A 14560-nucleotide genomic window follows, 5' to 3' on the forward strand; every position below is an offset into this window, starting at 1 on the left:
GCGGGGCGGGCGCGGGGCGGACACGGGCGGACACGGGCCGGGCGCGGGCCGGGCGCGGGCGGACACGGGCCGGGTGCCCTGGAGTCGAATATCCGTCCTGATCTATGGTGTTCGGCGGCACAGAGACCCACGTGGGAACCACACCACGTCCGTATGGAGCCAGGGGGATGGTGCAGCAGATGACGAGCGAGAGACGAACCGCGCTGGTCGAGGGGCTGATGGGGCGTTTCCCCCAGGTGCCCCGGGAGGCCGTGCTCAAGGAGGACCTGCTGCGCGGCGGCATGGCCTTCGACGAGTCCGCGCTCAGCGGCAACGAGGACGGCGACGTCAAGCCGAAGTCGTACTTCATCTTCTCGTTCGACCACCGCACCCTGCCGGAGCTGGGCGCCGCGGCCCTCAACCGGCCGCCCGAGGAGATCGTGCTCACCGGCGGGCCGTACGACCTGCGCCGCACCGTGGTGTCCGTCCGCGTCAACCCCGCCTCGCCGTATGTGGTCCGGGCCGGGGAGGACGGTGCGCTGGGGCTGTTTCTGGACGGTGCGCGCATCGCCGACGTGGGGCTGCCGCCGATGCCGGACTACTACCGCCACACGCTGTCGAACGGCAAGTCGGTGATGGAGGTCGCGCCGACCATCCAGTGGGGCTATCTGGTCTATCTGACGGTCTTCCGGGTGTGCCAGTACTTCGGCGCCAAGGAGGAGTGCCAGTACTGCGACATCAATCACAACTGGCGTCAGCACAAGGCGGCGGGCCGCCCGTACACCGGGGTGAAGCCGGTCGAGGAGGTGCTGGAGGCGCTGGAGATCATCGACCGCCATGACACCGCCCGCACCTCCCAGGCGTACACCCTGACCGGTGGCGCGATCACCTCGCATGTGGGCGGCCGTGACGAGGCCGACTTCTACGGCCAGTACGCGAAGGCCATCGAGGAGCGCTTCCCGGGCCGGTGGATCGGCAAGGTGGTGGCGCAGGCGCTGCCCAAGGCCGATGTACAGCGGTTCCACGACTACGGGGTGCGGATCTACCACCCCAACTTCGAGGTGTGGGACCGGCGGCTGTTCGAGCTGTACTGCCCGGGCAAGGAGCGCTACATCGGCCGGGACGAGTGGCACCGCCGGATCCTGGACTCGGCCGAGGTGTTCGGCGCCCGGAATGTGATCCCCAACTTCGTGGCGGGCGTGGAGATGGCCCAGCCGCTCGGCTTCGCGACCGTGGCCGAGGCGATCGACTCGACCGCCGAGGGGCTGCGGTTCTTCATGTCGCACGGGGTCGTGCCCCGGTTCACCACCTGGTGCCCCGAGCCGACGACACCGCTGGGCAAGGAGAACCCGCAGGGCGCCCCGCTGGAGTACCACATCCGGCTGCTGGAGACCTACCGGGCGACGCTCGAGGACTTCGGGCTGTCCTCGCCGCCCGGCTACGGCCCACCGGGGCCGGGGCGGGCGGTGTTCTCGGTGAGCTCGTTCATGGACAGCCTGCCCGCCACCGATCCGGACCCGGCGCCGGTGGCGCCCTGACCGTCATCGACGGCGCGCTGACACCGACGGCGCCCTGACGGCCCCCTGACGCGGCGGCCGCCCCGGCTCGGCGGGACCCGTTCAGCCGACGTGGACGTGGGGGCGGTGGCCGCGGTCGGGTTCCGCCTCGCGGAGCACCTCGCGGGTGACGGGGGCGACCTCTCCCTGGCCGAAGAGGAAGAAGCGCAGGAAGTGGGCCAGCGGATGGCCCTCCGTCCACTCGAAGTAGATGTGCGGACGCTGCCCGGTCATGTCCCGCACCCGCAGCAGCAGCGCCGCCAGCGCGTTCGGGATGGTGGCGCTCTGCAGGGTCAGCACCCGGTAGCGGCCGTGCACCACCTCGCCGCACACCCGCAGGTCGCTCTCGAACTCGGACGGATCGGCCACCGTGACCTCGACGAAGATGATGTCGTCCTCGGGCGGGATGTCGTTGTCCGCCCTGATCTGCTGCTGCTTCTCGCGGTATTCGGCCAGGTCGCGGCGTTCCGGTTTGTTGGCGATGAGGCGGATCCTGCGGTGGGCGGTGTCGCGGACGAACCGCTCGGCCAGCGCGTCGAAGGTCACGCTGGTGACCCGCAGCTCGAACGCCCTGGCCGCCCGGGACAGCAGCGATACGGCCATGATGCCCGCGATGAAGCAGGCGCCGATCTTGACGCCGTCGGGCCGCTCGATGACGTTGACCGCGGTGGTGTACAGGAAGATCAGCGAGATGACACCGAAGCCGAGGGTCCAGCCGCGCTGCCGGGCCCGCCGGGCGGCGATGGTGACGGCGATGGCGGCCGAGGTGATGAGCACGAGCACCCCGGTGGCGTAGGCGCCGCCCTGGGCGTCCACGTCCGCCTTGAAGATCCAGGTCACCAGGAACGCGATGACGATGAACACCAGCACCATGGGGCGGACCGCGCGGGCCCAGTGGGGTGCCATGCCGTAGCGCGGCAGATAGCGCGGCATCAGATTGAGCAGTCCGGCCATGGCCGAGGCCCCGGCGAACCAGAGGATGGCGATGGTGGAGGCGTCATAGACGCTGCCGAACGCCGAGCCCAGATACTCATGGGCGAGATAGGCGAGGGCGCGCCCATTGGCCTCGCCGCCCGGTTCGAACGCCCGCTGCGGGATCAGCAGGGTCGTGATGAAGCTGGAGGTGATGAGGAAGACGCTCATGATCACCGCGGCGGTGGTCAGCAGCTTCCGGGCGCCCTTGATACGTCCGGCGGGGCGCTCCTCGGTGTCGCCCGGTCTGCCCTCGATATGCGGCATGACGGCCACGCCCGTCTCGAACCCGGACAGCCCGAGGGCCAGCTTCGGAAAGATCACCAGCGCCACGCCGACCATCACCAGCGGACTGCCGCGCTCGGCCACCAGCGCCCGGGTCCAGTCGGGGATCACATGGGGCGCGGTGCACACATGCCACAGCCCGACCACCACCACGACGGCGTTGAGCAGCAGATAGACGGCGACCAGCGCCACCGCGATCCCGATGGCCTCGGTGAACCCCTTGAGGAACACCGCCCCGAGCATTCCCACCAGGATCAGGGTGATGGCCACCTCATGGCCGCGCAGGGCCGCGGTGAAATGCGGGTTCTCCACCAGATGGGCGGTGGCGTCGGCGGCGGAGAGGGTGATGGTGATGAGGAAGTCGGTGGCCGCGAAGCCCAGCAGGGTGAGGACGAACAGCTTGCCCTTCCAGAAGGTCAGCAGCCGCTCCAGCATCGCGATCGAGCCCTGGCCGTGCGGGCTCTCCTCGGCCACCCTGCGGTACACCGGCAGCGCGCCCACCAGGGTCACCACCACCAGCACCACGGTGGCCACGGGGGAGAGCAGCCCGGCCGCCAGGGCGGCGATTCCGGGCTGGTAGCCGAGGGTGGAGAAGTAGTCCAGACCGGTCAGACACATCACCCGCCACCACGGCCGGCCCAGGTGCGCGCCCTCCGGTTCGGCGTGCGGGCCGGGCTGCCGCTTGGCGATGTCGGTCAGGCCCTCCAGCAGCCATGCGCGCAGCCGGTGCCGTGCCCCGCCGTCGGAGGCGGCACCGCCAGAGGTGGAGGAGACCACGGGGTACTCCCGTCGTACGGCGAGAGGGGTCCCCGGCCATCGGTGAGACCCTTCGGTCAGCGTATGCGGCGCGGCCGGCCACCACCCGGCCGGAGCCGCCGGCCGAAGGACATCGCTTTCTCAGTGGGTTTTCATCTTCGGTCCGTACGGTTGCGGCACATGGACACCACCAAGACCGACCAACCGACCGACACCGCAGCGCAGCCCGCAGAAGCCGAGGAAGCCACGGCGGAGGGTGTCCCGAACGCTGTTTCGGACCAGCAGGAAACCCCGGACCCGAAGGAAGCCCCGGACTCGCTGGAAGCACACGACCCCACCGACGACATCGCGGCCCCTCCCCCGGCCACCACACCGGGCGTCCTCCCCGGCGCCGCCTCGGTCGTCGCCGCGGGCCTCGGGCTCGCCTCGCTCTCCGGCACCTGGCTGGGCACCATGCTCCAGGAGCGCAAGCAGCTGACCGGCCAGATCAAGGCCCAGTCCGGGGCGGCCGCCGATCAGATCTCCGCGGTGTACGGCACTCCGTGGCACACCACGGCCCTCGTCAACGGGCTGTTCGCGCTGGCCGCCGTGGTGATCGCCGCCGTGGTGCTGCTGCGGCAGCGGCGGCCCGTCGCGACCGGGGCACCCTGGGTGACCGCGGTGGCCTGGGGAGCGGTGGCGCTGGGCGTGATCGGTCTGCTGATCGCCGCCGCCATGGGGCTCGACATCTTCAGCGACCTGCCGAAGGTGCCCGCATCCCCGAACGCCCCCGCCGGCTGACCCCATCCGAGCGCGCCCCGGGACCCGGATGGATCGGGCGGGGCGCGCTCCCTCGGCGGGCGTGTCACGATTGAGGTCCCGACATCGGGACACCCGCGAAGGGGACAGGCCGTCCGGCCGCCCCGGCGCAGAGGGCCATCAGGACGGCACGGACTTCCCCTAGGGAGTTTCCCGCCGATGAGCCGTTCCACCACGCACTCCTCCGACCGGCACGGAACACCGCGTACGCCGCATACGCCGGACCCGCCGGACCCGCCGGAGACCTCGCGTGCGCCGGACGCGCAGGAAACACCAGACGCGCAGGACGCGCAGGACACCCCGCACGCGCCGGACACCCCGGACGCGCCGGACACCCCGGGCAGCGACCACGAGCCGGACGGATCCGGCGCCCGGCAGGGCCAGGGCCAGGACTCCCGGACCGCCGTCACCGTCTTCGTCGCCCTCGGCGCCAATCTGGTGATCGCGCTGGCCAAGGCCGTCGGCGGGATCTTCGCCGGCTCCCCCGCGCTGCTCTCGGAGGCCGCTCACTCCGTCGCGGACAGCCTCAACGAGGTGTTCCTGCTCGCCTCCCTCAAACGCAGCAGGCGGGCCCCCGACGACCGGCACCCGTTCGGCTACGGCAAGGAGCGCTACTTCTGGGCGCTGCTGGCCGCCGTCGGCATCTTCGTCATGGGCGGCTGCTTCTCCTTCTTCCAGGGCGCCGAGGCGCTGAGCGCGGGCAGCTCCGAGGACCACAGCGGCTATCTGGTGGGCCTCGCGGTCCTGGGCGTGGCGCTCATCGCCGAGGGCTCCTCGCTGGTCCGGGCGCTGGTCCAGGTGCGCGGGCACGCCCGGGAGGCGCGCCGCGGCATGATGGCCGAGTTGCGCAGGGGGGACGACCCCACACTGCGCACCGTTCTGGCCGAGGACTCCACCGCCTGTCTCGGTGTGGTGTTCGCGCTGCTCGGCATGTGGCTGCACATGGTCACCGGCCAGGTGGTCTACGAGGCCACGGCCTCCTTCCTGATCGGGGCGCTGCTGGTCTATGTGGCCTACCGGCTGGCCAGGGAGTCGCGCGGGCGGCTCATCGGTGAGGCGATCGACCCGGTCCAGCGCCGGGAGCTCCGCCGGTTCCTCGAGGCGCGGCCGCATATCGACACCGTGACCACGCTGCTGACGATGCGTCTGGGCAATGACTCGACGCTGGTGGCGGCCCGGGTCGACCTCGTCCCCGGACTCGACAGCGAGGAGGTCGAGGAGGTCCTGGTACGCGTCAAGACGGCGATGGCGGAGCTCTGGCCGCACGCCGACCAGATCTTCCTCGATGTCACCGACGCCTCGGCCAAGGACCGGGCGAAAGCGCGTGCGGACCGCCAGGCGCTGGAGGAGACGGTGGCGGCCGTGGAGCGCGAGGACGACGGGGCGTGAGGACGACGGGGCGTGAGATTGGCCCCGGCGGGCTTGGGTACTCGGTGAAAACCAGCCCACAACAGCGAACTCATGTACGGAGGCAGAACTGATGGGCCTCGGCGGTTGCATTTTGATGATCGCGGTGGGAGGGATTCTCACCTTCGCCACCGACTGGAACGCCAACGGCTTCAACGTCCACTTGGTCGGCCTGATTCTGATGGCAGTCGGCATCATCGGCACATGCGCGTATGTGAGCGTCTACAAGCGCCGGCGCGTCGTCGAGCCGGGCGCCGTGGCACCCCCGGTGGTCGAGGAACCCGACCATCACCGGCACCACCACCACTACGACTACTGAGCGCCGGCCAGTCCCCTTTCCGGCGAGGTGGCCCCCACCACGGGTGGGGGCCACTCTGCGCGCCAGGACGCCGAACTCCCGGCCCCTGCGGGACCCTTGACAGTTCCCTGTTTGAAACTGTCAGAATCTGTTGCGCAAAGGGCTGTTGTGGTCGGTCAACGGCCCTAGTGCCATGCAAGCTCTTGCACACCACACAATCGAAGAGAAGGGGATCGCGATGGCGGTCACTCGCAGATCGTTACTGATCGCAGGCACCGCCGCCCCGATGGCCGGGGCACTCGTCACGGCCGCTCCCGCCCAGGCCGCCGCCGCGTCCCGCGCCATGGGAGGCCGGACCGTCCCGCTCACGGACGGCTGGCGCTTCGCCCTCGTCAACCCCGGCGGCATCACCGACCCGACCGGCGCGTACGGACACGCCCATGACCCGGCGTACGACGACTCGGCCTGGCGTGAGGTCGCGGTTCCGCACGACTGGAGCATCGAGCTCACCCCCACCACCGACCACGGCACCAGCGGTGGCACCGGCTTCCTGCCCGGCGGCCTCGGCTGGTACCGCACCACGTTCACCCTGCCCCGCGCCCTCGCGGGCAAGCGGATCTCCGTCGAATTCGACGGCGTGTACATGGACTCGTCCGTGTACTGCAACGGACGGCTCATCGGCGAACACCCCTATGGATACACCGGCTTCGCCCTCGACCTCACCGAGGTGGCCCACACCGACGGCGCCACCCCCAACGTCCTCGCCGTCAAGGTGCGCAACCGGCTCCCCAGCAGCCGCTGGTACTCGGGCAGCGGCATCTACCGCCACGCCCGGCTCGTGGTCACCGACCCGGTCCATGTGGCCCGGTGGGGTACGTACGTCACCACCCCCGGCCTGGCCACCACCCTGCGGGCCGGCCATGCCACCGTGCGGGCGCGGACCCTCGTGGTCAACGACTCCGACGGCCGGAAGCCGGTGACCGTGGTCTCCACCGTCAAGGACCCCGATGGGCACATGGTGGTCCAGGCGCACTCCACCCTCACCGTCGGGGCGGGTGACACCCGTACCGCAACCCAGGAGCTCAGGGTCGACCGGCCGCTGCTGTGGTCGTTCGACACGCCGCGGCGCTATGTCCTGGAGACCGAACTGCGGGTCGGCCAGGACACCACCGACCGGTACCGCACCCCCTTCGGGCTCCGCCACGCCACCTTCGACCCCGACCACGGATTCTCGCTGAACGGCCGGTACGCCAAGCTCCAGGGCGTCGATCTCCACCACGACCTGGGCGCGCTCGGCGCCGCCGTCAACGCCGACGCCGTGCTGCGCCAGCTCACCATCATGAAGAGCATGGGCGTCAACGCCCTGCGCACCTCGCACAATCCGCCCGCGCCGGAGCTGATCGAGATCTGCGAACGGCTCGGCATCGTGATGCTGGTGGAGGCGTTCGACTGCTGGCACACCGGCAAGAACACCTATGACTACGGGCGCTTCTTCGACGAGCACTGCGACGCGGACATCACCGAGATGGTGCGCGCCGCCCGCAACTCCACCGCCGTCGTCATGTGGTCCATCGGCAATGAGATCCCCGACTCCACCAGCGCCCCGGGGCTGGGGATGGCCCAGCGGCTCATCGAGGCCGTGCGCGCGGCCGATGACACCAGGCCCGTGGTGATCGGCTCGGACAAGTACCGCGCGCTGCCCGCCGAGGGCTCCCCCGCCGATCTGATGCTGGCCAAGCTGGACGGACTCGGCCTCAACTACAACACCGCCGCCTCGGTGGACGCGCTGCACGCCCGCTATCCGCATCTGTTCCTCTTCGAGTCCGAGTCGTCCTCGGAAACCTCCACCCGCGGCGCCTATCAGGAGCCCGAGCACCTCAACACGGGCGAGAACCACACCCCCGGCAGGCGCGAGACCTCCAGCTACGACAACAACCTCGCCTCCTGGACGATGAGCGGCGAGTACGGGCTGAAGAAGGACCGGGACCGGAGGTTCTTCGCCGGGCAGTTCCTGTGGTCGGGCATCGACTACATCGGCGAGCCCACGCCGTACGACGTGTTCCCGGTGAAGGCGTCGTTCTTCGGCGCCGTGGACACCGCGGGCTTCCCCAAGGACATGTACCACCTCTTCAGGAGCCAGTGGACGAGCGAACCGATGGTCCATCTGGTCCCCATGGACTGGACCGTTCACCGGCCGGGCGAGACCGTGGAGGTGTGGGCCTACTCCAACGTCGCCGCGGTGGAGCTGTTCCTCAACGGCCGCTCGCTGGGGATCCGCGAGTTCGACACCAAGAAGACCACGGATGGCCGCACCTACCTGGAGACCACCGAGCCGACCGGCGACGACAAGACGGTCACCTCCGGCCCCTACCCCGGCAGCTACACCAGCCCGGGCGGCAGCGCCGGAAAGCTCCACCTCACCTGGAAGGTGCCGTTCGCGCCCGGCGAGTTGAAGGCCGTGGCCCGGCGTGGCGGCCGGGTGGTGGCCACCGATGTGCTGCGCACGGCGGGAGGCCCGCACGCCGTACGGCTCACCCCCGACCGCGAGACCCTCGACGCCGACGGCCGCTCGCTGTGCTTCGTGACCGCCGAAATCGTCGACGCCCACGGTGTGGTGGTGCCGGACGCCGACCATCTGATCGCCTTCAAGGTCACCGGAGGCTCCCTGGCCGGGGTCGACAACGGCCGCCAGGAGAGCGCCGAGCGCTACCAGGCGAGCACCCGCACCGCCTTCCACGGCAAGGCCCTGGCCATCGTCCGCGCCGGCACCGAGGCCGGGCCGCTGACCATCACCGCCCGCTCGGCGGGGCTGCGCACCGCCACCGCCACCGTCCGCGCCACCGGCGGGACCTCGGAGCCGGTCACCCGCCCCACGCCGTTCGCGCCCGACCCCGGTCCCGGTGCCCCTCACCATCCACTGGCCGACGCGAGCTATTCGGGCGCGCCGACGAGCCCGCCCTCGGCGATGCTGGACGGCGATCCGGCCACCGGCTGGTCCAACGCCTTCCGCAAGCCCGCCACGGCGCTGCTCCCCGCCTTCGACGGCGCCCGGAAGGCCGACTGGGTCTCGGTGACGTGGAGCGGGAGGCGGCGGCTGCGGCGTGTCGAGGTGTCCTTCACCGTGGACGCCGGGCACACCCTGCCCGCCTCGATCGAGGTGTCCGCGTGGAACGGTCACGCGTACGTCCCGGTGCGCGGGGCGTCCATCGCCTGGGCCACCGCCTCCGACACCCCGACCGTCATCACCTTCGACCCGGTGCGCACCGCGCGGCTGCGGCTGGATCTCACCAGCCGTCATCCGGGCGCGGCGGACGGCGCCCAGCGCATCGTCGCCCTCGAGGCCGGTGACGGCTGAGAGGCCGGGTGAGTGAGCCGCCGAGTCACACGCCGAGCGGCGCCCCGCCGGACGGGTGGAAGCCTCCCGCGGCCGTTTGTCCGCGCTACGAAGAGGGCACCCGACTTCTCCGACGTCGTGCTGGAGGCGAGATGACTCTTTCCCGTAGCCCGGTGACCCGCGCGTGGCGGCGGTGGCGGCGGCCACGCGATCTGGAGGTGCCGCGCGACGCCGTGGACGTCGAGGACGCCAACCGGCGGTTCCTGATGTACGGGGTGATGCCGCTGTGGTTCGTCCCGGCGGTGGCGGACTGGCTCATGCATCGCCGGACCAGGATCGAGGAGACGTCGGGCACCAAGGAGTCGGCGATCCACGCCCTGATGATGACGGAGGCCGGTGTCCCCGTGGCGATGGGGCTGCTGGCCCGGGTCAATCCGCTGGTGCTGTCGGTGATGGGCGGAGCGGCCGTCGCCCATGGCGCCACCGCGCTGTGGGATGTGAGCCTGGCCACCGGGGAGCGCGAGGTGCGCCCGGTGGAGCAGCACATCCACAGCTTCCTGGAGGTGCTGCCGCTGTCGGCGATGGCGTTCACCTGCTGTCTGCACTGGGACCAGGTCCGCGCGGCGCTGCGCGGCGGGGACCGGCCCGAGGACTGGAAGCTGCTGCCCAAGGACAACCCGCTGCCCGTGCGCTATCTGGCGGCCCTCGGGCTCGGCATCGGCGCCTGTGTGGTGCTGCCCTACGCCGAGGAGATGCGGCGGTGTCTCAGGGCCGCGAAGGCCCGTAAGGCGGTGTGAGCCCATGCCGCGCACGCGAGCCGGTACGCGGACACGGTCCCGCGTGGCGGCCGAACCGCTGCCGCTGCCACGGGTCCTGGCCCCGGAGGCGCACGGGCCGGAGCATGTCGCCGTCGACGCGGAGGGCCGGATCCTCACCGGGACGGCGGACGGGGCCGTCCGGCGGCTGACACTGTCCCCGGACCGTGAACTCGTCCGCTCCGAGGTGCTCGCGCACACCGGTGGCCGGCCGCTGGGGCTCGTCCCCTGCCCCGACGGCGGGCTGCTGGTGTGCGACGCGCGGCGCGGGCTGCTGCGGGTCGGGCCGGACGACGGGTCCGTACGGGTGGTGGCGGACGAGGTGGCCGGCCGGCCGCTGCGGTTCTGCAGCAACGTCGCCACGGCGGAGGACGGCACGGTGTACTTCACCGTGTCCAGTCGCCGCCACGGCCTGGAGGACTGGCTCGGGGACATCCTGGAGAACACCGCCACCGGGCAGTTGCTCCGGCTGCGGCCGGGCGGCCGGCCGGAGGTGGTGCTGGACGGGCTGCGGTTCGCCAACGGGGTCGCCCTCGCCGCCGACGAGTCGTATGTGGCCGTGGCCGAGAGCGGCGCCTACCGGATCAGCCGGCTGTGGCTGACCGGCCGCCGGGCGGGGACGCGGGACCTTCTCGTCCGCGATCTGCCGGGCTTCCCGGACAATCTCACCCGCGGCCCCGACGGTGTCATCTGGGTGGCCATAGCCGCGCCGCGGGAGCCCGCCCTCGATCTGCTGCACCGCGCGCCCGCCCCGTTCAGGAGGGCGGCGGTGCCCCTCGCCACCCGGCTCCACCCCGGCCCGCGGCGCACGGTGCGCGCCCTGGCGATCGGCCCCGACGGCCGGGTGATCCGCCATCTGGTGCGGCGCCGGACCCCGTACCGGATGGCCACGAGCGTATGCGCGCTCGGCGGCCTCCTCGTCATGGGCAGCCTGCTCGAGCGGGGCATCGCGGTCTGCCCGCTGCCACCGCCCCGGGAGGCCACCTCGGCGGCTCATCCCCAGCCGGTGGAGTAGCCGCGGTAGCGGCGCCGCTTGGGCCGGATGGTCAGCGTGGACAGCAGCCCCACGAACCCCACCACGATGACCACCAGACCGGGCCCGAAGTTCTGGGCGTACGCCACGACGTCGTCGAGTGTCGAGACGCCGTCGTCGACCCCTGAACTCCCGGCGGCGCCGGAGGCTATGGACGGGTTGGGGCGCTGGGCCTTGGCGCCCGGGATGGACACCCCGAGCGCGGTCAGCGCCTTGGTCACGGGCTGGAAGAAGGTCACCCCGCCCCGTTCGCAGTCACCGCTGCCGCCGGAGGTGACGCCGAGCGCCACGCCCTGGGCGAAGAGCGGCCCCCCGCTGTCGCCGGGCTCGGCGCACACGGTGGTCTGGACGAGCCCGGTGACCGTGCCCTCGGGGTAGTTGACCGTCGCGTTGAGCCCGGTCACCTTGCCCGAGCGCAGCCCGGTGGTGCTGCCGCTGCGGAACACCTCCTGGCCCACGACCGGATCGGCCACACCGGTGACCCGCACCGTCTGGCCGCCGCCCACGTTGACCACACTGCTCTGGTCGAGCGAGGCGTTGTCGTAGCGGATCAGCGAGAAGTCATTGCCGGGGAAGCTGCTCTGGACCGTGGTGCCGATGCGGGTGGAGCCGGTGCCGTCGGTGAACCAGGGCGTGCCGTTGGGACCGCAGTGTCCCGCCGTCAGGATGAAGCCGGTCTGGCCGTTGGTGACGTTGAAACCGGCCGAGCAGCGGCTGCCGTTGGTGAACATCGGCGAGGCACCGGCGGTTCTGGTGGTGAAGGAGCCCTGCGTCCGCTGTGCGCGCACCTCGCCGCCCACCTCCGCGGCGAGGTCCTTCATCTTCGACCAGCGGGCGGTGGAGACGGTGCTGTCGCCGACCAGCACCACCTGGTTGGACTTGGGGTCCACCATCCAGGCGGTGCCCGCCACCTTGGGCGTCGAGCGCAGCTTCTCGGTCGCGGAGTCCAGGTCCGCCATGCTGTAGCGCACCCGTTTGGCGGTGGCCCCGGCCCGGCTGACCTCGTCCGCCGCCGTGTCGTCCGTCACCGCGACCACCGGGCGGCCGTCGTCCCCGATCCAGTTGCCCGCGGTACGGGAGGCGCCGAGCGCGGACACCAGCCGTCCGCCCACGTCGTCCGTCCGGTCCGCGCTCAGGGTTCTCTTACCGTCGCCTCCGGTCGTCCCGTGGGCCGATCCGCCCGGCCCGGCCTGCGAGACCATCACCCCGCCACAGACCAGTGCCCCGACGGCCGCGAACCGCACGACCCGGCGCACGCCGCGCCGCATGTGCTTCACCACCCTGTCTCCTTACGTCGATCCAGCCGGGGGCCTCGGACGGCGAAGGCCCACCCCCTCATACGTAAGGAAGCGACATCCTGCTCAGAGCCTGTGTCATATCCCCGGTCGGATCAGCGTGCGGCGTCAGGGGGCACCTCCCAGCGGTAGCTGGGGGTGCGTGCCAGACGCCGCACGCCCGGCCGGGGATATGACACAGGCTCTCACTCGCCGGGCGGGGCCGCGGAACCCGGTGGGGCGGCCCGCGGCTCCCGGGATCAGCGCCGGTCGCCGTAGCGCTTGCCGAGGAACCCCCCGACCAGGGCGGCCGTGCCGCCGCCGAGGATGGCCGCGCCCTGGGTGGCGGCGTCGTGGGCGAGGAAGTACGTGGCCACCCAGATGTACGCCACGACCGTGCCCGCGCCCAGCAGCGAGCCGAACGCCTGCAGCCCCGTGTGGACCCAGTCCATGCGGCGGCGGTGCGCACGCTCCCGCTGGAGCTCGGTGAGCATCCACTCCACCGTGCCCGGCCTGACCGCCTCCCACTCCTTGGCCTGCTCCACCGGCAGCCGGTCGCCCCAGGGCACCGCCGACTCCGGCGGGCTGCCCGACACGGGGTTCTCACTCGTGTTCTCGCTCACGGAGCCTCCCCCGGACGGTCCGGACGGGGTGCGGGGTCCGAGCCCGCCGCCCGTGGCGGAGGCGGGCCGAGCGCGGTGAGGAGGTCGGCCATGTCCCGCTCCATCTCTCGCTCCACCGGACGTCGCGCCCGCCGGGCGGGGGGCTGAGGGATCGCCAGGGACGCCAGGTATCCCTCGCGCAGCGCCTGCCAGGGCGCTGCGGGGCGGGCGGGTCCCTCCCCGGCGTCCGGGCGCAGGGCGTCGAGCCAGCGCGCCCGCCGGTCCCGCTGTCTGGCCGACGCGAAGCCGCGCGCCGCGAGCACCAGCCACAGCGCACCGAGACACCCGGGCCCCACCCATCCCGGAACGTCGTCCCAGGAACCCGGGCTCAGTGAGGGCAGGGCCACCGCCCCGGACACGGCGAGGAGGACCCCCAGCACAACGGCGATCGGCGCGAGGATCCCGGTGCCCGCGCCGCTCGCCCGGGGGGCCGACCGCATGGCTTCGACGGCCCCCGCGGGGACGGGAAGGGTCGCTGCCCCGGCCCCGGGGGCGGACATGGCCTCCCGCCGGGCCACGCTGCCCAGCAGCGCTTCGGCCTGCTCGGCCGTCAGCCGTCCTTCGGGGTCCTTGACCAGCAGACCCTCGATCACCGGCCGCAGCGGACCCGCGTATGTCATGGGCGGCGGCGGGGTGTTGAGCACCGCGCTCATCGCCTCGAACACCGTCGTCCCCTCGAACGGCGCGCGGCCCTCGACCGCCTGGTACAGGGTCACGCCCAGGGACCACAGGTCGGCCTTGAGCATCGCTTCTCCGACCGCCGGGGAGAACGGGGACGTGAAGCGTTCCGGTGCCAGGTAGCGGGGTGTCCCGACCATGTCGCCCTCGTCCGCGAAGGTCAGGCCGAGATGGTCCACCAGCACCGCGGGGCCGTCCGGGCGGAAAAGGACATTCCGCGGTGTGACGTCCCCGTGGGCCAGGCCCATCGCGTACAGCGCGCGTAACCCGCGCAGCACCTCCAGGCCGATCCGGGCCGCCTCGGCCACGGGAAGCCGCCCGCCCCGGTCCCTGAGCCGGTCCGCAAGCGAACGCCGGTCGAGGCGCTCCATGACGATCCAGAGGCGGCCGTCGCTCTCGCCCAGGTCGTAGAGGGCGGCCAGGTGCTGATGCGCGGTCGCGGCGAGGACGCGGACCTCACGGCGCAGCCGTTCGAGCCACCGCCGGTACGCCTCCGGATCCGGATCGACGCCCCGCCACAGCTCCTTGACGACGACGGGGCGGCCGAGCGACATGTCGTAGGCGTCCCAGACCACGCTCATGCCGCCGCTGCCCATGCGCCCGCGCAGCTCGTACCGGCCGCCGAGCACGGTCCCGCGGGGCGATTCCGGACCGCTCCCCCGCCCATCCTCACCGGAGGTTCCCCCGGTCGTCATCCGCCTCCCCCTCACCAG

General features: G+C 72.0%; 11 protein-coding genes. 7 read left to right on the forward strand and 4 right to left on the reverse strand.

The window, feature by feature from the left end:
* Positions 1-179: 179 nt before the first annotated feature.
* Positions 180-1517: a radical SAM protein gene (locus tag NP777_RS03325; RefSeq protein ID WP_256648634.1), complete on the forward strand. Its 1338-nt coding sequence runs from the start codon at positions 180-182 to the stop codon at positions 1515-1517.
* An 81-nt stretch (positions 1518-1598) separates the two neighbouring features.
* On the opposite strand, the gene NP777_RS03330 is transcribed toward NP777_RS03325, so the two are convergent.
* Positions 1599-3569 (reverse strand): amino acid transporter, encoded by a 1971-nt coding sequence (locus NP777_RS03330; RefSeq protein ID WP_256648472.1) that lies wholly within the window; start codon positions 3567-3569, stop codon positions 1599-1601.
* Positions 3570-3728: 159 nt separating this feature from the next.
* Here NP777_RS03330 and NP777_RS03335 point away from each other — a divergent pair, with 159 nt between their 5' ends.
* The 6 genes from NP777_RS03335 (at position 3729) to NP777_RS03360 (ending at position 11215) form a co-directional block, all read left to right on the forward strand.
* Entirely contained in the window at positions 3729-4328 is a 600-nt protein-coding gene (locus tag NP777_RS03335) for a hypothetical protein (RefSeq protein WP_256648473.1), read from the forward strand.
* Positions 4329-4505: 177 nt separating this feature from the next.
* Entirely contained in the window at positions 4506-5735 is a 1230-nt protein-coding gene (locus NP777_RS03340; protein ID WP_256648474.1) for a cation diffusion facilitator family transporter, read from the forward strand.
* Between the two features lie 91 nt (positions 5736-5826).
* Positions 5827-6072 carry a hypothetical protein gene (locus NP777_RS03345; RefSeq protein WP_138912926.1) on the forward strand — a complete coding sequence of 82 codons (246 nt, stop codon included), beginning with the start codon at positions 5827-5829 and terminating at the stop codon, positions 6070-6072.
* 217 nt (positions 6073-6289) lie between these two features.
* Positions 6290-9406, forward strand: coding sequence for a glycoside hydrolase family 2 TIM barrel-domain containing protein (locus tag NP777_RS03350; protein WP_256648475.1), 3117 nt, complete (start codon positions 6290-6292; stop codon positions 9404-9406).
* A gap of 131 nt (positions 9407-9537) precedes the next feature.
* The gene (locus tag NP777_RS03355; RefSeq protein ID WP_256648476.1) at positions 9538-10182 is read left to right on the forward strand and encodes a diguanylate cyclase; all 645 of its coding nucleotides are present in this window, start codon (positions 9538-9540) and stop codon (positions 10180-10182) included.
* Positions 10183-10186: 4 nt separating this feature from the next.
* Positions 10187-11215: an SMP-30/gluconolactonase/LRE family protein gene (locus tag NP777_RS03360; RefSeq protein WP_256648477.1), complete on the forward strand. Its 1029-nt coding sequence runs from the start codon at positions 10187-10189 to the stop codon at positions 11213-11215.
* Here NP777_RS03360 and NP777_RS03365 read toward each other — a convergent pair.
* The 3 genes from NP777_RS03365 to NP777_RS03375 form a co-directional block, all read right to left on the reverse strand.
* Positions 11194-12510 carry a S1 family peptidase gene (locus NP777_RS03365; protein ID WP_256648635.1) on the reverse strand — a complete coding sequence of 439 codons (1317 nt, stop codon included), beginning with the start codon at positions 12508-12510 and terminating at the stop codon, positions 11194-11196. The genes NP777_RS03360 and NP777_RS03365 overlap by 22 nt on opposite strands.
* Positions 12511-12767: 257 nt before the next feature.
* Positions 12768-13130 carry a hypothetical protein gene (locus NP777_RS03370; protein WP_256648478.1) on the reverse strand — a complete coding sequence of 121 codons (363 nt, stop codon included), beginning with the start codon at positions 13128-13130 and terminating at the stop codon, positions 12768-12770.
* On the reverse strand, positions 13127-14542 hold the full coding sequence (locus NP777_RS03375; protein ID WP_256648479.1) for a serine/threonine-protein kinase: 1416 nt from the start codon (positions 14540-14542) through the stop codon (positions 13127-13129). The genes NP777_RS03370 and NP777_RS03375 overlap by 4 nt, the downstream gene beginning before the upstream one ends.
* Positions 14543-14560: the final 18 nt, after the last annotated feature.

Origin of the sequence: Streptomyces rugosispiralis (assembly GCF_024505145.1) — a bacterium.
Classification (GTDB): domain Bacteria; phylum Actinomycetota; class Actinomycetes; order Streptomycetales; family Streptomycetaceae; genus Streptomyces; species Streptomyces rugosispiralis.